Below are 20,538 nucleotides of genomic sequence, written 5' to 3'. Positions count from 1 at the left end.
TCAACGAGCGGAGACGAGCGCTTTCAACTCCTGATAAAGCTCGCTGACTCGCGGCATGGCGAGTCCGGCAGCCTCCGCCTGGCGCACGGGCTCGCCCCAGATGGGTTCGAGTTCGACTTCGCGACCTTCTTCGAAGTCGATGAGCGAGGATGGGCGATACCGCGTCATCGTGCGGGTGCGCTCGATCATGTCATCGATCAGGCTGAAGCGGATCTCGTGACCCAGAGCGCGGGCGGTGGAGATGATCTCGTGCATGAGATCACGCACGCGCTGCTCCAGCGCGGCATCAGCGAGGATGGCGGCGGTATCGATGCCTCCGGCGGCGATCGAGAGGCCGTTGAAAGGGATGTTCCAAACGAGCTTCTTCCAGCGTGCGGCGGCGAGACTGGGCTCGACGAGGCATTCGATCTTCGCGCCCCGAAGCATCTCCGCGATGGCCTGCGTGCGAGGCTGTGGCGAGCGGGTGTGCTCGCCCAGACTGATCCGCCCCTGGGCAATGTGCAGGATCTGACCCGGAGCTGTGCGATTGATACAGACGAAGCACAGCCCGCCCAGCACGCGCTCCACGCCAAAATGCTGGGCGAGGAACTCTTCATTGCCGAGGCCGTTTTGCAGCGTCAGCAGCGCGGTGTGCTCGTGCAGCAGCGGCGGCAGGATTTCCAGCAAGGAAGCATTCGAGGTGGCTTTCAGCGCGATGATGACGAGATCACAGGGGCCGATCTCCTCGGCACTGCGGTAGGCTTTCACCTGCAAATGCGCATCTCCCAGCGGGCTGGTGAGGTGCAGGCCGTCTCGCTTCACGGCATCAAAGTCGGAGCGCATGAGAAAATGCACGTCATGCCCGTGTTCAGCGAGCCGACCGCCATAGTAGCAGCCGACGGCACCAGAGCCGACGATGGCGACGCGAACTATGCGCATGACAAATCAGGCAATCAGCGGTCCGACAACCGGCTGCTTCAGCGCTTCGATCACGGTGGCGACGAGGTCATCAGCCGAAACCATGGTCTGCTCGCGGCTGATGAGGTTTTTCATCTGCACCTGAGGATACTCGGCACCGAAGACGAGGGCGAAGCGGGCTTTTTGGTTCTCGGCGGCCTGGAACTGCTTGCCGACCTTTTGGGCAGACATGCTGAAGTCGATCCGGACACCGGCACCACGCAGGGCCTGCACGGCGGCAAGCACGGGAGCACGCTGGGCTTCATCGGCCACGACGATGTAGGCATCGACGCCGATCTGGGAGTTCAGATACTCGGTGATGCCAAACTGGGCGCCGGGTGTCTTGGAAAGCAGGATGCCGAGCACGACATCACCCATGGCGTAGCCAGCAGCGGGCATATCCACGCTGCCATCGCTCATCAGGGCGCAGAGTTTGTCGTAGCGGCCACCGCCTGCCACGGCACGCAGGCCATGCTTGAGATCGAAGACCTCAAAAACCGTGCCCGTGTAGTAGGCTAGGCCACGGACGATGCTCGCGTCGATGCGCACGTATTTCCAGAGACCGCGAGCTTCCAGATCCGCACGCAGGGCGGCAAAGGCCGGGTGGTTTTCATCCGCTTTTGCCATGAAAGCGCGGACGTCTTCGTGGCTCAGGCCGATGTTGGAAAGCTTCTCCGCAGTGTCTTCGGGTTTCGCACGCTCGATTTTGTCGATGATCTGAAGGAAGGTGCCAGTGTGCTCCTCGGGCACAGCTTTCTCCGTGAGATACTGGGTCCAGATCTGGCGGTTGCTGAGACGCACGGCGAAGTCCTCGGCGCTGATGCCAAAGGCGAGCATGACATCCACCGCTAGGGCGATCAGCTCGGCATCACTGCCAGTGCTGGCATCGCCCAAGATGTCGGCATTGAACTGGATGAACTCGCGGGAGCGGCCTTCCTGCGGCTCCTCGTAGCGGAAGCAGGGTCCGATTTGGAACCACTTCATCGGCTTCTTGTAGTCGCGCTGGCGGGTGGTGGCCATGCGGGCGAGCGATGGCGTCACTTCGGGGCGCAGGGAGATATCGCGGTCGGCCTTGTCTTTGAAGCAGTAGAGCTGGCTGGTGATTTCATCGCCGCTCTTCTTTTTGTAGAGGTCGGTGCTCTCGACGAGCGGCCCCTCATATTCCACGAAGCCGTAGCGACGTGCGACCGAGCGCCAGGTGTCGAAGATATAATTGCGCAGAGCGCAGTCCTCGGGGAAGAAGTCGCGAAAGCCTTTAACGGTGCGGAAGGTAGCCATGATCGTGGGGGGCGCGACTCATGCCCGCCAGAAAGGGGAGATCAACGGGAAAAGATGCTGGCGAGAGCCTGAGTCTGCCTGGGCTGGCAGAGAAAATGATCCGGGCCGTGTAACAGCAGTCAGTGCGGGGATTAGTTCACCCATGAGAGCGTGAGATCGCTCGCATCCCCCCATGAAACCCACCCACATCCCCCTGCTCGGGCTCTGCCTGCTCAGCACCTTCATTTCAAAAGCACAGGCGTTATTCCCGGCTGGCGAGGACAACTTCGCCAACGCGCCTCTAGTCACGACTCAAAACGATGTATCGAGTAACACCAGTCTCTTGCTTGCTACCAAGGAGTCTGGAGAGCCTGGGCACCACCCTGGAGAGTATGATGGGGCGGCTAAGTCTGTCTGGTGGAAGTGGACGCCCACTGAGTCGGGCTTTTGCTTCGTGGACACGATCACGCCTGCGTCTTTTGGTCAGCCAGTTAAAGACACCGTGATCTGCGTTTACAGAGGCAGCGCCTTTCCGCTGACCCGTGTGGCTGACAATGACAATCACAGCACCGAAGACTTCGCGGCCAATGCCTATCAATCCAAAGTCTGTTTCTATGCCATGGCGGGCACGCCTTACAGCATCGCGGTCGATGGAGCCTATGAAGGCACTGTCATGCCCAACCTTCAGCAGACGCAACTGCGTCTGCGCCAGATCCCTGCCCGAGGTGTCACACGCCGAATGGTCTGGTTGATGCGTTCGGAGTTGGATGGTGCTGGCAGCCTCAGCATGACCACGACGGCGAGCGGCAGTTACACAGCATCGTTTCAGCGGGGAGCGGTGAAGTATCCCTTCGCGGGTGTGTTTGATCGCGATGGCACCACCGTGAGATCGGTGTATCCGGTCGGACCAAAAGGAACTCCACCGTTGCCGCCCATCACCCTGCGAATCGATGGCGCAGGTGCAGGACGCTACTCGCTGGAGACAGAAACCTTCACCGTCGGTGGAGAGTTTCCTCGGCAGATGGTTTACAGCAAAACGGTGCTGAATCCGATGGTCGGCATCTACAACATGGGCGGTCTGCACGCGACGCATGATTACCACGAGCGCGGCTGGATGCAGGCGACGGTCACTGCCACAGGTGCCGTGAACTTTGCAGGCACGGGTCCAGACGGCTCCAAGTTCACCGTGGGCAGCTTCATTCATGAAGTCGGCGGCAGCAGCACCGACTTCTCCATCCCTGCGTTCTCGCCACTGCATGGGAACAAAGGCTTCGTCCATTTCCCCGGAAGGGCGACGCTGGTGACGAATGTCTCGAATGATCCGCAGATCTCCGCGAACTGCTGGTATCAGCGCCCCGCAGTCACCACGCAGCCCTTTTACCGCTACGGCTACCTGAACACCTTCGAGCTGAAAGGGAAGCGTTACACAAAGCCCGCGCTGAATGCACGTGCGCAGGGCTTCCTCGACACGACTGGCAATGGTGAGCTGCGCATCCGTGGCAGCACGGGCGAGATGGTGGACCCCATCAATGAACCCCTCAGTCTGAGCACGGCGAACAAGATCACTTTTGCAAACCCGCTGCCACGAAAGCTGAGCCTGTCGGTCAACCCCGCCAATGGCCTCGTCACGGGCAGCATCACCACCACGGATACCATCGAAGGCGTGACCAAGGCCCGCGTGCGCAAGCTCCAGGGAATCATCTACCGCGAAGGACCCAACGTCTGGATGCGCGGTCATGCCACCGGCGTCACGAAGAACCTCTTCATGGAAGTGGTGTACACCTTTTAATCCCTGAAAATGCTCATGAAAAAAGCCATCATCACCTCGCTGCTCGTCGCAGCCTCTTTTCTGCCGAAGGCGGCCCTGGCCAACTTCCCGGCTGGTGCCAACAACATCGCCTCTGCACCCGACGCCTTGCTGTCCCAGTTAACCTCCAACGTCACCGACCTCTCCGGTTTCAACTATGAAGCTGGCGAAACAACCCATCACTTCAATTACCCTGGCAACGCTGGCAACCGCAGTGCCTGGTGGAAGTGGACGCCCACGGAGAGCGGCTTCTGCACCATCGACACGGTCCACAGCGGACTCTATGGCGGAGCCAATGCGTTGCGGGACACGACGGTGGCCATTTACAAGCTCACCAATCCCGCAGCCGCTGTCTCGGTGACCAACCTGACCCCGCTGGCCTCGAACAACAACTACGGGAACTACTTCTACAGCAACGATTACACCTTCTCCAAAGCGACCTTCTATGCCGCAACGGGGACGACCTACTACATCGCTGCGGATGGCGGCTACAATGGAGCTGTGACCAGCACCTCGAAGCTCGTGAGCATCCGTCTGCGTCAGGTCCCGGCGGTGGCTCACACGCGTCGTGGGCTTTGGTCATTGGCAGGTCATATCCTGGGCAAGCGTGGGTCCATGGTGCTCACGCTCACCAGCACGGGCTCCTACAGTGCCGTATTGATGGTAGGCACTGCCAAATACACGCTGGCAGGACAGCTCGACACCGACGGCACCACGGTGCGCTCCATCCCGCGCCCTGTCGCGGCAGGGGCGACACCACTGACTCCCATCACCGTGATGATCGATGCCAGTCAGGAGGCCTACCTTGAAGTGCAGATGGATGGAGACAGCTCCCGCGAACAACTTTACCGCCAGTCGGTCTTCACAAAGACCAGCCCCTCGGTGCTCGCAGCCACCTACAACATCGCGAATCCGGATAGCGGCGGCAGTGGCGAAAGTGCGCGCGGTTACCTCCGCAGCACCATCTCACCCACTGGAGCAGTCACCATGGTCGGCGTGGCCTATGACGGCACCAGTGTCACGGGGAGCTCTGCCATCTGCCAGCAAATCGGTCGCCCAGATGAAAGCTACGCCCCCGCTTTTGTTCCTGGCTACAGCAACAAAGGATGCATCGTTTATGACAACTACATCGAGACCGCCAGCAGCGCCGCCTTGCACCGATTCAGCTGTAACATGGACATCCTCCGACCAGCGCCCACCTCGCCGACGACCGTGTTTTATCCCACAGGCATCCAGGGCGGAGATTCCATGGAAGGACTGCCTTATGTGAAACCCGCCGTCGGTGCCCGCATTCTCAATTTGCTGACTGGGACCGGTGGACTCGGCATCCTCACGATTCACGACTACGCTGGTGAACTCGCCTCTCCGATTCAGGAGGGCTTCAATCTGTCCACAGCGAACAAGTGCACCTTTATTTCGCCTCTGCGGAAACCTTCTCTGACCATCAATACGACCACAGGCATCGTCACTGGCAGCATCACCACGACCGACACGATCCTCGGCGTGACCAAACCGCGTGTGCGTAAACTCGTCGGCCTCGTCTTCAGCGATCAATACACGCCAGGTCTCAGCTATCTCGTAGGACACGCCACAGGTGTGACCAAAAACCTCATGTTCGAAGTCGTGCCTGATTCGGTCGCGCCCTGATTTTGATTTAGCGACTGATGCTCGCTCCCAGAATGGAGGACGCCTTGTGTGTCCTCCATTTTTCATGTTCATCGCCTATGTCACCGCTGGCAAAAACCACCACTCTGACCACTATGACAGACAAATCCATGCCACCCGAACCCATCTACTCCGACGCCGAGGTCGCCGCCGTATTTGAGGACGTCCTGAGGCGTGGTGATGAAGATTCGGCGGCTGAGTTTGATCAGGTCGGACCTTATGAGCTGGTGCAAAAGATAGGCGAGGGTGGCTTCGGTGTCGTCTGGCTCGCCGAGCAAAGTGAACCCATCCGGCGCGAGGTCGCGATCAAGCTTATCAAGCCCGGCATCGACTCCGAAGAAGTGCTGGCCCGCTTTCAGCGAGAACAACAGTTGCTCGCACGGCTGGATCATCCGGGCATCGCTCGTGTGTATGATGTCGGACTCACGCCGGAGGATCGGCCCTACATTGTCATGGAGCTTGTGAATGGGCTGCCCATCACCAGCTATTGCCGACAGCACGAACTCAGCCTGGAGGCACGCATCGCGCTCTTTCGCCAAGTCTGTGCAGCGCTGCAACACGCGCATGAAAAGGCCGTCATTCATCGTGACTTGAAGCCAACCAACATTCTCGTCACGGAGATAGATGGACGGCCACAGCCAAAGATCATCGACTTCGGCATCGCCAAGGCGCTGAGTCATGAGGGCCACCCAGATCTAAGCTGGATGACACGCCATCGCCGTCTCATCGGCACACCCGCCTACATGAGCCCGGAGCAGACCACGCCTGGCAGCAGTGCGGATGCTCGCTCAGACTTGTATGCCCTCGGCGCATTGCTTTATGAGCTGATCGCAGATCGGCCACCCTTCGCCACGGAGATGCCACTTGTGGAAATGCTGCGTCACATCCGCGAGGTCGAGCCCGTGCGGCCAACCGTGACAGGCAGTGATTTGGATTGGATCACGCTGCGTTGTTTGGAGAAGGATCGCGAGCGCCGCTATGCCAGTGCAGAAGCGCTGGAAGAAGACCTCCGCCGCTGGCAGGAAGGCCGCCCGGTGAGCGCACGCCCACCGACTCGGCTTTATCTCCTGAGTCGCTGGCTGCGGAGGAATCGCACCCTCGCGGCGAATGCGGCACTGGTGGCCATTTCTCTGCTGATCGGTGCCGGAGTCGCGCTCTGGCAGATGCTGGAGGCTCAGCGTCAGCAGCGTCAGGCACAGGCGGTGGAGTCAGCACTCATCACGGCCATGCATCGCTCCATCTCCACGCGTCTCGGCCATGCGCCCAGAGCCTATGACCTCGCCAAAGATGTGCTCCTTCAGATCAAAGCGGGCACCTTTCCCGTATCGGTGGAAACGCTGCGTGAGATCCTCACCCACGGCAGCGCCGCCGCGGCAGCAGCGGGTGATCGTGAGATGACAAACTGGGCACGAGAGGAGCTGAAGCGTCTCGATGGAAAGGAGGGGCGATGACTTCGAAACCCATGTCGCCAGGAGATCGCATCGGCCCTTATGAACTCATCACGCTGCTTGGCGAAGGTGGCTTTGCCCGTGTCTGGCAGGCTCGGCAGATCGAGCCAATCACTCGCGAGGTCGCGCTGAAGATCCTCAAGCCCGGCATGGACAGCGCGGAGGTGCTGAAGCGATTCCAGATCGAGCAGGAGTCACTCGCTCAGATGGATCATCCGGGCATCGCCCGCGTGCTGGATGTCGGCCGCAGCGAGTCAGGGCAGCCGTTTATCGCCATGGAACTGGTCGCCGGAGGTGAGCCGATCACGCTCTTCTGCCAGAGGCAGGGTTTGAAGTTCACTGAGCGACTGGAGCTATTCATTCAGCTCTGCGCTGCCATCCAACACGCGCATCAGCAGGGCGTCATCCATCGTGACTTAAAGCCCGGCAATGTGCTGGTCGCCCACGGTCAGGTGAAGGTGATCGACTTTGGCATTGCCAAAGCCAGCTCGCGAGACCTCAGCTTGACCCAGTCCAGCGTGCTCGGCACAAGCGGCTACATGAGTCCCGAGCAGGTGAATGACCCGCAGGATGTGGACACACGCACGGATGTCTATGCTCTCGGCGTGCTCTTGCGCGAGCTCACGGACTCACTGCCCTCCGCGCGTGATCTCGTGTGGATCATCCGCCGCTGCCTGGAGGAGGATCGCTCACGCCGATACGCCAGCGCGGCTTCTCTGGCAGAGGACGTGCGGCGCTATCTCGATCATCGCCCCATCACCGCCCGCCCCCCGAGTGTGAGCTACCTCACGGCACAGTTGGTCCGGCGACACCGTGCCCTCACGGTAGCAGCGCTGCTCGCCGTGATCAGCCTCGCCTCAGGAATCGGCATCGCCTTGCATCAGGCCAAACTCGCCCGCACTCAGCAGCGGCAGTCCGAAGCCATGACGGAGGTGCTGGTGAGCAGTTGGCAAAGCACCACGACCGACCAGCGCAAGAACCCCACGCTCATCACCATGCTGCGCAGTGTGAAGGAGAAGGTCAGTGCCAAAGACTTCGCCGGGCGACCCGAAGCACGCTGCCGACTGCTGCTGGAGGTCAGTGAAGCCGCTGGCTTGCAGTTTGACTACCAGCTCGCTTACGAGGCCGCCCGCCATGCTGAAACCCTGATCCGCGAGCATCCCAGCATCGACCGAAGCGTGCAAGTGAATGCTCTGATGTGCCTCGGCAATGCCGTCATGCATCACGAGAGCGCCGCCAAGGCCATCCCGGCATTGCGTCGCGCCTGGGAATTCAACGCCGAGGTCTCGGGCCCCCTCACAGCCACCACGCTCACCGCCCAACGCACGCTCGGCGGAGCCTTGGTCACCGCCAAAGATCCCGCCGCCGCCGATACACTGCGCGACATGCTGAGCAAAGGCCGTGCTCAGAAGCTGCCTGTCGATCATTTCGACATGCTCACCGCCAACCTTGATCTCGCCACGATCACCTTTCACGAAGGTCGGCACGACGAAGCACTGAAGCTCATGGATCAAACACTGGCCGATGCCCGCAGCGGCGGTGCCATGAAGCGCAACCTCATCGTCCGCATTCTCCTCAGACGCGGCGTCTTGCTCGCCAACGTCGGCCGTCATGCCGACGCCATCCCCGCCTATGAAGCCGCCGAAGAAGAAGCCAGGAAGGCCAGCATCCCCGACACCGCCATGGTCATCCTGCTGCGCTATGACCGCGCCCTCAGCCTGCTCGGCACTGGCAAAACCGCCGAGGCCGCAGATCTCATGCAGGCCGTCTTTGATGAGCAGATCCGCTACTACGGCATCACCAAGCGCCAGCCGCGAAACACCGCCGTGTATCTTGCCTCCGCCTATGTCGAGCTGAAGCGCTGGGAGTCCTTGGAGCTTCTTCTGGATCGCGTGTTCGACAGTGTCTCGCCCACTCTTCACTATCCATTTCACGACAAGCACGTCACCGCGCTCGCGAGTCACTTCGAGCAGTCAGGCGACACAGCCAAAGCCGACGAATGGCGTGCGCGATTCTCACAAAACCGCACGCCGCAGGCTAAGAAGTAGTGTCTGAAGTCAGCACGCGCAGCAGATAGGCGATCTCGGCATCCGCTTCAGCCGGATCATTCACCACACGCTCCACCTCGATCCGCACGAGCTCACGAAAGCGCGTGCGTAGCCGGCTCAGGCAGGTGCGAGCAGCCCCGTCAGCCATGCCAAAGCGCGTGCGCAGCTCCGCAAATACAGCCTCTCTACCCGAAGGATCGAGCAGCAGCGGGCGCATCAGGGCGAAGCGATCCGTCGTTCCCTGAGCCTCCTGCTCACCAGCAAGTACATCCATGGAGATCTGGATCAGCGTGCGCGCCCACTGCCGATCAAAGGCATGAGTGGCGCTATCCTCCACGAGCATGCTTTCCGTGTGCGAATGCTCAGCACTCTCCAGGCTCACGTGTTCGATGTCGTTCCCACGCTTTTCACGGCTCGCGTTCCGATGCGTGACATGGATGAAGTTCCTCAGCGATACCAACATGAAGCTCCTGAAGCGTCCCAAGTTCGGATTGGCCCGGGCGGGCAGATTCTTCTCCAGCAAATGCTGAAAAAACGACTGCGTCACATCCTGCGCATCATGCTCCTTCAGCCCAAACCCACGCACATAAGCCAGCAGCGGCGGTTGATAGCGGCGGCAAAGATGCTCGAGAGCATTCACACTATTAGAACTGTCCCGTTCTCCAGCTTGAAGGATTTGAGTCCATTGGGTGGTTTGAAATTGGGCGATCATGGATGGCCGAAGTCAGCAGAGCATCTGTATTTACAAAGCGAGGACACTTTCACAATCAGGCATATCGCTCTCGGGCGAGATTGTGTGCTCAGTCGCTGTCTTGATTCTCCAGGTATCCGTGGCATCGGAATCGGCGTTTCTTTTTCCTCCTTCATGCTCACTGACCTCCTGCTCCGCGACTTCCGCTGCTTTGCGGAATGCCGTGTGGTGCTGCACCCGGAGACGACGATCTTCATCGGGCGGAATGCGCAGGGGAAGACTTCACTCATGGAGGCGGCGTGCGTGCTGCTGCGGCTGCAATCACCGCGCACGAGCCAGCGCGGTGAGATGATCCGACTTGGGGCGACGACGATGCTGGTGGAGGGCACGCTGGATGGGAAAAGGCTGCGCTGTGCGCAGTCCGCCACGGCTAGGCGGTTGGCGATGGATGGGGCGGTGTGTGGCAAGTCGGGCGATTACCTGAGCAGCAGCGGGCTGGTGGTGTGGATGGATCATCGCGATATGAATCTGCTGCGCGGTGGGGCGGAGCATCGGCGGCGCTACCTGGACTTCGCGGCGAGTCAGATCTTCCCGGACTATCTGAAGGCTCTGCGTGGCTACGAGAGGGCGGTGCGCGGGCGCAATCATGTGCTGAAGCGCGATGCAGTGATCCAGTGGCGGCAGGCGGATGCCTTTGCGCGGGTGATGGATGACTTTGCCCAGGTGCTGCGGTCGCGACGGGCGGACTTGATCGAATCCCTGAAGCCGCATGTGGCGAGTGTTCACCACGATCTGAGCACGGGGGCTGAGCGGGTGGAGATGGCCTACGAGCCTGGTTTTACCGGAGAAAATCTGGCCGAGGAGCTGGCTGCGCGACGTGATGAGGAAGCCCGCAACCGGCAGACAGCGGCGGGGCCGCATCGGGATGATGTGACGCTCACGTTGAATGGTCTGGATGCCTCCACCTATGCCTCGGAAGGTCAGCAACGCAGCGTGGCGCTGGCGATGAAGGTGGCCCAGGCTCGTGTGCTGGAGGCGGCGGCTGGCAAACCACCCCTGCTGCTGCTGGACGATGTCTTCGGCGAGCTGGATGCGCATCGGCGGCGTGCTTTGCTGAGCCTGCTGCCTGCGGGCACGCAGAAGATCATCACGACGACGACCCTGGACTGGGCACGCGATGAGGTGCTCGTGGGCACGGTGTATCAGGTCGAGGGTGCTACTGTCTCACCAACTGCCGCCGATGTCGGGGGCGTGTGAGACATCGCGGAGGTAGCGGTAGCCTTCGACGCGCTCTTGATCGTGGGGCGGGATCAGCGGGATGAGTTCGCGGGCGTATTCGCCGCCTTCGATGTCTTCGAGTTCATCGAGCCGGGCAAGGCACTCGGCATCGACTTCCCAGATTTCGCCGTGAATGGAGATGCCGTCGCGTTCATCGAGCACCATGCCGGGATAGCCGCCGAGGTCGTGCAGGCGATAGCGCGGCTGGGTCATGGCCATGCTCACAAATTGCTGGCCGCGCAGGTAGCCGTGGTTGGAGTGTCCCCGTTTCAGGGTGCCATAGACGAAGATGAGCATGGGGAAGTTCTCAGTTCTCGGTTCACTGTTAAAGCAGGTCGTCGCGGTCGGAGAGCCATTGGGGAAGGGAGAAACGTTTGGCGGTGAGTTCTTCGGCGCGGGATTGGATGGCGGCGGGCATGTCGTGGGTGATGAGCACTTCCTTCGCCAATTCTGCGGCCCACTTGGGCCAGAAGTCGGGGGCGATGCTGACCTGCTGGACGCTGCCTTGATGGAGGAAACCGAGCTTGCCGCGCCGCTGCCCGGCACCGGCGACTTTGACCTTGCCACGGATCACGTCATGCAAAGCTGGGGCCACGAAGCAAAACGGCCCCTCGATCAAATCCTCCTGCATGGCGAGGCGGCAGCCTTTTTGCCCATGCTTCGCCAGCGACTCGGCGAGCGAGCCATGGATGCGACGATAACTCTCCACCGCCGGTGTTTCCGCCCAGGGATGGCTGGCGGGCACGATGACCGAGTAGGTGTAATCGCCGCTGTGCATCACCACGCCTCCGCCAGTCCAGCGTCGCACGATGGGCCACGCGGGCAGGCCTTCCAGCTTCGCTAGATTTTGCGCGTAGCCGATGGTGACCGTCGGCTGATCCCAGGTGTAAACCCGCAGCACTGGCACCGCGCTCTGCTCCAGCCAGGCCTGATCCACCGCCATGTTCATCGGCCCCGCATGGGTGCCATCGAGGTGGAGGAGGAGCTTTTCAAAAAAGGGAGTGCCGAAGGTCACGGGGCTAGTTTGGCCGTGATCGCTGCCATTGGCAAATGACCACGATCACGCCCCTCTCGGCAGCACCTCGACCACATCGGCCAGCACGCGGCCGGAGCCGTGGCGGAGTTCGTTGCAGCGGCCGAAGAGGATCTGGCCGCTGGTGGCGCCGAGCAGCTCAGCGAGGCGCTGATCGACGGCGATGCGGAAGTAGCCGCGCGGGTGGCTGCTGTGGGGGACTTCGTAGCGCTCGAGGATGGCACCAAAGGGGACGCGACCTTCGAGGACGAGCTTTTGCGCCTCCTCGGGCAGGAGATCAAGATGGATGCCGATGGCTCCGAACTCGATCGGCTTCCCATCGCTACGGCGATGCAGCACGGAGGCGCGGACGAGGTAGTTTCCGATGCGCGCACGAGCGGCAACGTCGAGGTCGATGTCGCAGCCGTGGAAGTCGCGCAGGTGCGGTGTCATGTCGCGGTCATGGGCCAGCAGGTGGCGCTCGTGATCGGGGAGTTCCTCCGCCTGGACAAAGGTCACACGCGGGCGCGTGCTGCCGATGCCATAGAAGAAAATGATGGGTGCCAGGATGTCCTCATCCTGTCTGGGGGCCGATTGAGTCGGCGCTTCAAGTGTAGCGAGCATACTGGCGATGCTGGGGCAGGAAGAAGTCGTGCAGCAAGCGGTCCACCTGGAGCAGTCCGTCGCGGCTGAGAGTGAGTGAAGTGTCCGTCAAGGTGGCGAAACCTTCTGCGGCGAGGTTTTCGAGCTGTGGGGCAAAGAACTGCCGTGGGTTCACACCAAACTTGTTTTGATAATAGGCGAACTCGCTGTGGCCGAGCTTCACCTTCAGGATGAACTCACGCACAAATCGCTCTTCGTGACTGGTCTCGTAAGCGCGGAAGATGGGCAGTTTGCCCGCATCGATGGCCTGCATGTAGGGGCCGACATCGGACTGATTTTGATAATGCACGCCGCCGAGGTGACCAAAGGAAGCCACGCCGCAGCTCAGGAGATCGGAGCCTTCCCAGAGGGCATCGCGATAGACAAACTTGATGCGCTCTGGGTCCTTTACCACGGTGTAGGCACTGGTGACGGTGTAGCCGGCTTTGACGAATTCATCGAAGGCGTAGCTGACCCAGCGGCGCTTCGTCGGCCAGTCGGCGACGGGCGCGGTGACTTTGCCCTCGGCCTTCATCTGCTGATACATGGTCGTGTTGTAGGGCACTTCCATCTGGTAGATCGTCACGGCGTCGGGGCCGAGGTCGATGGCTTTTTGCACGGTGACCTTCCAGTTTTCCTCGGTCTCGTTCATCATCCCGGCGATGAGGTCGATATTGATGTGCTCAAAGCCGAGCGTGCGGGCGAAGTGATAGGCTTTGTCGATCTCGCCGCTGCGATGAGCTCGGCCGTTGGACTCCAGGATATGGTCGTCGAAGTTCTCCACGCCGAGGCTGAGACGGGTGACGCCGACTTCGCGAATGCCGGTGAGTTTCACCTCATTCAGCGTGCCGGGTTCGGCCTCGAAGGCCACCTCCGCCGCGCCATCCCAGCTCACGAGATCCTTCATGCGGCTGGTGAGATCGCGGAGCTGCGGCACACTCAGGTAGCTCGGAGTGCCGCCGCCGAAATAGACGAAGTGCGCCTTTCTCCCAGAGATGTAGGGCGTCTGCGCGTAGCGCTCCATCTCGCGCATTCCGGCGTCAATGTAGGCTTTGATCTCGCTGGCGTTCTTGTCGGTATAGACCTTGAAGTAGCAGAAGTGGCAGCGCTTCCGGCAGAAGGGGATGTGGAAGTAGATGCCGAGCGGGATGTCCGTGGGCGCGGGGCGCTGCATCACGGCTTCGACCACGGGCACCTGATCCGGCTTCCAGAAGGAAAAGGGCGGGTAGTTCGAGACGAAGTAGTTTCCGGCCTCGGTGTTTTCGGGCGGCTTGGCCGTGGCTGGTGGGGGGGCTTCCAGGGTGGTGGACATGACAAAAAGGGGAACGTGGGGGCGAGTGTAGTTCTGCCGGAAAAAACCGCCAGGGGCGATGTGAGACGCAACTAAGCCAAGATCGTTCGCAGAAACTCCCCATCGCGGAAGCGGGCATTCGTCCCCTGGCGCACGATGACGAGCTCCAGCGAGGGCACCGCATACAGCCGCTGATAGCCGCTGCCGATGCAGGCGATGAGATCCTGCGGGGCATCTTTACCGATGCAGACGCGACTCCAGGACTGCTTGTCCCAATCGACATCCAGTTGGTCTTCGATGTCGATCTCGCGGGGCGATTCCTTCCCAGCGGCGCGATTATTCCAAAAGCCGAAGCTGTAGGCCGCGTTCGCGTTGGAGCCTTCGAGCAAGGTGCGGAAGGACTCGGGCTTCAGGATCGGATCACTCTCGTTCAGCAGGCATTCGCCGAGCTTTGCCCACTGGTTGGCACTCATCAGGAACCCAGCGGCCAGCAGCGGATTGCCCGCCGCATCGGGAATGTAGCGCTGAGGTCCGAGGCCGAGAGGCTTCAAAATACGCCGCTCCAGATAACGCGTGGGAGATTCCTTCCGCTTCTTCTTGGCCAGCTTCCGCTTCAGCAGCTCGTGGTAGACCTGAAGCTGGCTGGGGCCATAAATGAAGGACTTTCCCGGCGTGGCGACCATCGGGCGCTTCATCGCCATGAGATTGCGATCTTTGAGGCCATCCTCGTGGATCGCGAGGCCGCGTTCCAGCCCACCGGTGAAGTCGAGCAGCATCTCGACCGTGACTTTGCTCCGGCGTGTATCGTCCCGCCATTCGGAGATCGTGTCGGCGACCTTCTCCTCCAGCGTGATCAGGTCATCCTCCACCGCCGCCATGGCCGCGAGTCCCCAGAAGCCCTTCGTGCCACTGTAGATCCGCTGCGGCTGGCCGCGCTTGCCGCCGTTCGGGTAGCTTTCGTGGATCACCCGCCCGCTTTGCCTCACGAGCAGCGCCGTGCTTTTGCGCTCGGCGCAATACTTCGCCGCCGCCTCCAAACGAGCGCTGCTGATGGCGACGGGCTCTGTTTTCCGAGCCCAGGCAGGAAGCGCCAAGCCCGCACCGCCGAGACCGATCCACGCGAGCAGATGTCGGCGGGTCTTGAGCTTGTCGATCGTCCCGCGCATCTGGCGTTCGGCATCTTCGCACATGCTTTTCAGCATCTCTGGGCTTAGCCAGTCCGCGCCAAAGGCAGCCACCGTCTCGCGCACGAGTCCATCCGCCGAGGCCACGCGCATGGGTCGTTCTTTGGCGTATCGGGCAGCGAGCTTCTCGATGAGGTCATCTGCCGTGTGGCCGGCATCCGCATAGATGACTTGGAGTCCATCGGGTTCGCGTTCCTCCGTGATCTTCGCCGTCGTGCCATCAAAGACGACCACCACTTGCGTGCCCGTCATGTCCTGGAGATGCCGGAGCCGTTGGATCAGCTCCGCGCGGGCGATAGGCCGCTTGCTGGCGCTGCGCATGTGGCGAGCGAGTTCCGGCCAGGCGTGCATGACGTTGTGACCGTCCACGAGGAGATAGGAGGGCGTGGTGGACATGGCGGGAGGAGTGACCGGGGGGGGCAGTTCACTGTGCTCAGATTTGGCAGAAGCCAATGGAGAGTTTTTCACCTTGGAGACTTGTTTCACTCATAGCCCTCACCGCGTTTTTGGTGAGGCTAATTGGACATGCATCGATCCTTTCAACCTTGGCCGTGCCCACTTGGCACAAGCCGTGCTTGAAACAGCAATGTGGAACAACCAACCCGCATCATCCCGCTAAACCCAAATCGTCCCTCGCAAGAACCCTCGAATGTCATTCGCATGGAGCCAGATCCAGGACTCATCAAGCTCGAGACAGCTTCTGGACGCGATGTCGTTTCTGGCGGTGACTCGGAGTCTGCCCAGAGGTTTGCCAGCGAAGTGAAATATGTCACCTACTTCGGACAGCGTCTGGCTGAGACCCTGGGCATGAGGAAGCTCACCCTGGGGATCGTGGAGGATCGCGAGGGGCAGACGGCCTTCCGCTCCTCCTCCACTGGCTGGCATGGCGCGGTGTCCAGCAACCGGCGCGGTCTCTGGCAGGTTCGTGAATCCCTCCAGCGCAGCTAATCCAGCCCGGTCATGACTCCGAACACGCTCATTGCCGCTGCGGCCTCCCTTCAACGTCTCGACGGCGTGGCAGGGGTGATCCTTTTCAAAGGAAAGAACACTGTACACAAGCAGATGCCTTTCTCCGACGGTCGCTCGCTGGACCTCCAGGCTATCATCGGTCAGATGGTGGATGGCTACCGTCAGGTGCGGCGAAAAATGCGCCAGATCTATCTGGAGTTTGATGGTGGTACGCTGCTCATCGTCATCCAGGATGAAAGCGTCCTGGTGCTGCTGCTCACCGCTCGGGCAGATGCAGATCTCGTGGCGAGTGCTGCGGCAGTCCTACTGAACGACCAGGCTCTAGCGCTTGCACAGCTCTCAAATGAGATGAGTGCGGCAACGCTCAAGACATCGGATGGCATCGAGGAACTCGTGGTGACGAGTCCGCGACGTCTCCAGGAAATGACCGACAAAGCGGAGCCCGTGGTGAACAACTGGGGCCAGATCCGCAAGCAGCTCGAAGGCATTCTCGGCAAGGTCATGGGACGGGCACAGCTCTCCATGATGATCGACCGCACTTTGGTGAAGCGAGGCACGCCTGATCCTTACAGCCTGCCAGGCGCCGAGGTCCGCAAGCTTGCCGTGGCCCTCGTCGATCAGGTGCCGAACAGCAGCAAGCGTCAGGCTTTGATGAGCGAACTCGAAACTGTTCTGGCCGACCACCGGCTCTAATTTCCCCATGAAACGAATCACCTTCACCGCCGCGATTGCGGCCCTCCTGATTTCCAGTGCTGCACACGCGCAAACGCCCGAAGCTCCGCCATCTGCTCTTTCCAATGGGGTTCCTGATAACAAGCTGGAAAAGAAGCTCGATGGCATCCTCGGCAAGATCGAGAACAACGAGCGACTCGACAGCAAACTCGACGGCATCATCAACCGTCTCGACTCCAACGACAAAGTCGCGGGCAAGCTCGACAGCATCTTGAGCATCCTCAAAGATCATGAGCAAAAGCTGGAGAAACTGCCCGCCTCAGCTCCCGCACCTGCCGTGGCGGAGGCCGCAGCACCTGCTGCCGCAGCGGCACCTGCGCCCGTGCCTGCACCAGCGAGTGAGATCAGTGAGACTCAGTGGAACATCAACTACGTCTGGATCGTCCTCACGGCAGCGATGGTCTTCTTCATGCAGGCGGGGTTTGTCATGCTGGAGATCGGGGCCTGCCGGGCCAAAAACACGATCAATATCGTGATGAAGTCCTTCCTCGACTTCTGCATTTGCTCCCTCGTCTTCCTGCTCATCGGCTTCTCCTTGATGTTCGGCACCTCCTGGAATGGCGTCGTCGGTGCGGACACATTCTGGCTGTCCAGCTTTCCAGGTGATCACAAGGTCTGGGTCTTCTGGTTCTTTCAGGTGGGCTTCGCGGGCGTCTCCTGCACCATCATGTCGGGTGCCGTGGCAGAGCGCACCAAGTTCCTCGGCTACCTCTTTTATTGCGCCCTTTTCACGGCGTTCATCTATCCCGTGGTCGGCCACTGGGCCTGGGGCAGCTTTGGTGGGGCGTATGGCATCGGCGGTGAAAAGGGCTGGCTGGAGGCTCTCGGTTTCGTGGACTATGCGGGCTCCTCCGTCGTCCATGCCTGCGGTGGTGCCTGTGCGCTGGCGGGCATCCTAGCCGTGGGGCCGCGCCACGGTCGATTTGGCAAAGATGGCGAGTCGCGCCTGATCGCTGGTCATAATATCCCGCTCGTCACGCTCGGTGTTTTGCTGCTGTGGTTCGGCTGGTTTGGATTCAACGCTGGCTCATCACTCAGTGGCAGTTCGGTCATCGGTCGGCTCGTGGTAAATACCACCATCAGTCCCTCGGCGGCAGGCATTGCGGCGATGATCTCCATGTGGTTCATCCAAGGAAAGCCTGATGTGAACATCGCCATGAATGGTGCGCTCGGCGGTGCCGTAGCCATCACGGCCTGCTGTGGCAATGTCAGCCCGGCAGCGGCCATCGTCATCGGTGCCATTGGCGGCATCGTCACCACGATCGCCACCATCGCCCTCGAGCGCTGGCAGATCGATGACGCCGTCGGTGCCGTGCCCGTCCACCTGGCCTGCGGTTGGTGGGGCACTCTGAGTGTCGCCCTGTTTGATGAGAAAGGCTTCAGCATCGAGCGCCTCGGCGTTCAGGCACTCGGAGTCGCCAGCATCAGCCTCTACTCCTTTGTCGCCTGCTACCTCGTCTTCGTGCTCATCAAACTCGTCGTCCGCATCCGCGCCACTGAAGAGGAGCAGATCAACGGCCTCGACTTCACCGAGCACGCAGCCAACGCCTACCCCGACTTCCAGACGACGGAGCAGGCGTGAGACTGGCCGTTCTACTCGAAGTGCAGTTTGCCGATGTCACTCCGTCGCTGCATCCCATCAAAGGTGATCTTCGCCGACTCCGCGTAGGCTTTCTCTCGCGCTTCGGTGCGTGATGCCGCTTGCACGGCCACGGCGAGCACGCGGCCGCCGTTGGATTCAAAGTCGCCCGCTGTGTTTCTGCGGGTGCCGCAGTGGTAAACGCGTGCCCCTTCCACCTGATCGAGTCCGTGGATCACATCGCCGCTGTGCGATGTGGCTGGGTAGCCTGCCGAGGCCGTGATCACGCAGATGCTCCAGCCTTCGGCAAAGTGCAGCAGCTCGGGCTTCAGCAGGCCCTTCGCAGCATGGAAGACATAGTTGGCAAAGTCACCGCGCACCATCGGCATCACGGCCTCGGCTTCAGGATCACCAAAGCGGCAGTTGTATTCGATCACCTTCGGGCCATCCGGCGTGAGCATGAGGCCGAAGTAAAGGAAGCCGCGGTAGTTCAGGCCATCCTGGATCAAGCCTTTCACCGTCGGTTGCACGATCTCGCGCTCGATCTGGGCCAGCACCTCGGGTGTCACGATCTCACGGCTCGCCACCGCGCCCATGCCGCCGGTGTTCGGGCCCTGGTCATCATCGCGGATGCGCTTGTAGTCACGGGCGGGCATCAGGATGTGGTATTGATCATCGCAGACGGAGGCAAAGACGGACAGCTCTGGCCCAACGAGGCAGCTTTCCACCACGAGATTCCCCGCACCGAAGATGCGTTTCTCCATCACGTCCGTGATGAAGTCCTCCGCTTCGGCGAGATCGAGGCAGACTGCCACACCTTTACCGGCGGCGAGTCCATCAAACTTCAGCACGATGGGGAACTCGGTGAGTGCTGCGCGCGCCTCCTCGGCGGTGGTGCAGACCGTGTAAGAGGCTGTGGGGATGGTGTGGCGCTTGAGGAAATGTTTCGCAAAAGCCTTCGAGGCTTCGAGCTGCGCGGCCTCTTTCACCGGACCCCAGCAGGGGATGCCAGCCTCGGCGCAGAGATTTGCCAAGCCTTGGTCCTTTACCAGCAGCGCCTCCTCGCCAGCCACGCACAGGTCGATGGCATTGTCCTTCATCCAGGCGATTAGGTCCGGGAGAGTCGGCACATCCACGCGGGTGGCCAGCGAGGCAATCGCATCACTGCCGGGGTGGGCGAAGATTTCGTGCGGTTCCAAAGACTCACTGAGAGCGGTGATGAGGGCGTGCTCGCGGCCGCCTTTGCCTGTGACCAGAATTTTCATGGGCGGCCATTCATAGCGGGCAAAGCAGATGCGCCAATCGCAAATCACACATTGCACACACTTCACCTCCCGCCATACTCGCCCCCCAGCGCCAGCACGCTCCTGTAGCTCAACGGTTAGAGCAGGGGACTCATAATCCAGAGGCTCGGCCTTATGAATTTCCGTGCAATAGACTGTAAATCAATGGTTTGTAATTGTTGTTCGGCCTCTGATTCTCATTAGTCTTTGCCAGAAATTGACAGCAAACGCCAGTTTCCACCGCTTAACTGTCCCCTAACTGGCGACGATCTGAGGCCCGCCAATGCGAGTAAATTTTGCGGCATGAAATCCATTCTGATAGGTCAGCGCGTGGCAGGTTCTCGGTCCCCTCCCCCGGTGCATTTACACTCCTCGATTGCTCCACAGAAAGGGAACCACGCGCCGCCGCTTCGTTCCCTCTGGTTCAAGTGTCGTATGGCCTGCGGTTGCTACTTCCTTTTCTGTTACCGCAGAGCGTGGCCGTGGTGTTCCTGCTTTTGATACTACAGCACTTCGCGCCCTGCCCGTCCGCTGCTTGTGGGCTTTAATCGTTTCCTCCTCCTCCTTTCCCCCGCGCCCGGAGTCATCCGCCTTGCGGGCAATCCGATCAAGCATCCTCGCCCAAAGGCCTTCTCGAGCCCAGAGTCGGTGCCAGCCGTAGATCGTGCGCCAGGGGCCAAACCCCTCCGGCAAGTCACGCCAAGGACCTGCGTTTC

18 protein-coding genes are annotated in these 20,538 nt (G+C 60.8%); 8 read left to right on the top strand and 10 right to left on the bottom strand.

Features of this window, described 5'->3' with window-relative positions:
• A complete protein-coding gene (locus AC6FTP_RS15815; protein ID WP_497207883.1) occupies positions 1-918 on the bottom strand; it encodes a 2-dehydropantoate 2-reductase in 918 nt (305 codons plus the stop codon).
• A 6-nt stretch (positions 919-924) separates the two neighbouring features.
• Positions 925-2,214: a histidine--tRNA ligase gene (gene hisS / locus AC6FTP_RS15810; RefSeq protein WP_497207882.1), complete on the bottom strand. Its 1,290-nt coding sequence runs from the start codon at positions 2,212-2,214 to the stop codon at positions 925-927.
• Positions 2,215-2,386: 172 nt separating this feature from the next.
• Here hisS and AC6FTP_RS15805 point away from each other — a divergent pair, with 172 nt between their 5' ends.
• The 4 genes from AC6FTP_RS15805 to AC6FTP_RS15790 all read left to right on the top strand — a co-directional run bounded on the left by AC6FTP_RS15805 (position 2,387) and on the right by AC6FTP_RS15790 (position 9,161).
• Positions 2,387-3,982, top strand: coding sequence for a hypothetical protein (locus AC6FTP_RS15805; RefSeq protein ID WP_497207881.1), 1,596 nt, complete (start codon positions 2,387-2,389; stop codon positions 3,980-3,982).
• 15 nt (positions 3,983-3,997) lie between these two features.
• Positions 3,998-5,647, top strand: a complete 1,650-nt coding sequence (locus AC6FTP_RS15800) for a hypothetical protein (protein WP_497207880.1) — start codon at positions 3,998-4,000, stop codon at positions 5,645-5,647.
• Between the two features lie 113 nt (positions 5,648-5,760).
• Complete coding sequence (locus AC6FTP_RS15795; RefSeq protein ID WP_497207879.1) at positions 5,761-7,116, top strand: serine/threonine-protein kinase; 1,356 nt, start codon at positions 5,761-5,763, stop codon at positions 7,114-7,116.
• A complete protein-coding gene (locus AC6FTP_RS15790; protein WP_497207878.1) occupies positions 7,113-9,161 on the top strand; it encodes a protein kinase domain-containing protein in 2,049 nt (682 codons plus the stop codon). Before AC6FTP_RS15795 ends, AC6FTP_RS15790 begins: the two co-directional genes overlap by 4 nt.
• Here the strand turns inward: AC6FTP_RS15790 and AC6FTP_RS15785 are convergent.
• The gene (locus AC6FTP_RS15785) at positions 9,151-9,873 is read right to left on the bottom strand and encodes an RNA polymerase sigma factor (protein ID WP_497207877.1); all 723 of its coding nucleotides are present in this window, start codon (positions 9,871-9,873) and stop codon (positions 9,151-9,153) included. The genes AC6FTP_RS15790 and AC6FTP_RS15785 overlap by 11 nt on opposite strands.
• A 153-nt stretch (positions 9,874-10,026) precedes the next feature.
• Between AC6FTP_RS15785 and recF the strand changes: the two genes are divergently transcribed.
• Positions 10,027-11,109 (top strand): DNA replication/repair protein RecF, encoded by a 1,083-nt coding sequence (gene recF / locus AC6FTP_RS15780; RefSeq protein ID WP_497207876.1) that lies wholly within the window; start codon positions 10,027-10,029, stop codon positions 11,107-11,109.
• On the opposite strand, the gene AC6FTP_RS15775 is transcribed toward recF, so the two are convergent.
• From AC6FTP_RS15775 to AC6FTP_RS15755, 5 genes are all read right to left on the bottom strand, one after another.
• Positions 11,077-11,427, bottom strand: coding sequence for a gamma-glutamylcyclotransferase family protein (locus tag AC6FTP_RS15775; protein ID WP_497207875.1), 351 nt, complete (start codon positions 11,425-11,427; stop codon positions 11,077-11,079). The two genes, recF and AC6FTP_RS15775, sit on opposite strands and share 33 nt — an antisense overlap.
• A 28-nt stretch (positions 11,428-11,455) precedes the next feature.
• Positions 11,456-12,145, bottom strand: coding sequence for a lipoyl protein ligase domain-containing protein (locus AC6FTP_RS15770; protein ID WP_497207874.1), 690 nt, complete (start codon positions 12,143-12,145; stop codon positions 11,456-11,458).
• 45 nt (positions 12,146-12,190) lie between these two features.
• Entirely contained in the window at positions 12,191-12,766 is a 576-nt protein-coding gene (locus AC6FTP_RS15765; protein ID WP_497207873.1) for a hypothetical protein, read from the bottom strand.
• The gene (locus tag AC6FTP_RS15760) at positions 12,750-14,096 is read right to left on the bottom strand and encodes a coproporphyrinogen-III oxidase family protein (RefSeq protein ID WP_497207872.1); all 1,347 of its coding nucleotides are present in this window, start codon (positions 14,094-14,096) and stop codon (positions 12,750-12,752) included. The genes AC6FTP_RS15765 and AC6FTP_RS15760 overlap by 17 nt, the downstream gene beginning before the upstream one ends.
• 71 nt (positions 14,097-14,167) lie before the next feature.
• Positions 14,168-15,655 carry an NYN domain-containing protein gene (locus tag AC6FTP_RS15755; RefSeq protein WP_497207871.1) on the bottom strand — a complete coding sequence of 496 codons (1,488 nt, stop codon included), beginning with the start codon at positions 15,653-15,655 and terminating at the stop codon, positions 14,168-14,170.
• 192 nt (positions 15,656-15,847) lie between these two features.
• Here AC6FTP_RS15755 and AC6FTP_RS15750 point away from each other — a divergent pair, with 192 nt between their 5' ends.
• The 3 genes from AC6FTP_RS15750 to AC6FTP_RS15740 are packed head-to-tail and all read left to right on the top strand — an operon-like array spanning position 15,848 to position 18,542.
• Positions 15,848-16,207, top strand: a complete 360-nt coding sequence (locus AC6FTP_RS15750) for a hypothetical protein (RefSeq protein WP_497207870.1) — start codon at positions 15,848-15,850, stop codon at positions 16,205-16,207.
• A gap of 12 nt (positions 16,208-16,219) precedes the next feature.
• A complete protein-coding gene (locus AC6FTP_RS15745) occupies positions 16,220-16,921 on the top strand; it encodes a hypothetical protein (protein ID WP_497207869.1) in 702 nt (233 codons plus the stop codon).
• 7 nt (positions 16,922-16,928) lie between these two features.
• On the top strand, positions 16,929-18,542 hold the full coding sequence (locus tag AC6FTP_RS15740) for an ammonium transporter (protein ID WP_497207868.1): 1,614 nt from the start codon (positions 16,929-16,931) through the stop codon (positions 18,540-18,542).
• An 11-nt stretch (positions 18,543-18,553) separates the two neighbouring features.
• Here the strand turns inward: AC6FTP_RS15740 and purD are convergent, their stop codons facing one another.
• Positions 18,554-19,804 (bottom strand): phosphoribosylamine--glycine ligase, encoded by a 1,251-nt coding sequence (gene purD, locus AC6FTP_RS15735; protein WP_497207867.1) that lies wholly within the window; start codon positions 19,802-19,804, stop codon positions 18,554-18,556.
• 381 nt (positions 19,805-20,185) lie between these two features.
• The gene (locus tag AC6FTP_RS15730) at positions 20,186-20,515 is read right to left on the bottom strand and encodes a transposase (protein WP_497207888.1); all 330 of its coding nucleotides are present in this window, start codon (positions 20,513-20,515) and stop codon (positions 20,186-20,188) included.
• Between the last annotated feature and the right edge of the window lie 23 nt (positions 20,516-20,538).

It is taken from the genome of Prosthecobacter sp. (assembly GCF_044378005.1).
GTDB lineage: Bacteria > Verrucomicrobiota > Verrucomicrobiia > Verrucomicrobiales > Verrucomicrobiaceae > Prosthecobacter.
This window is presented reverse-complemented; position numbering and strand designations above follow the sequence as displayed.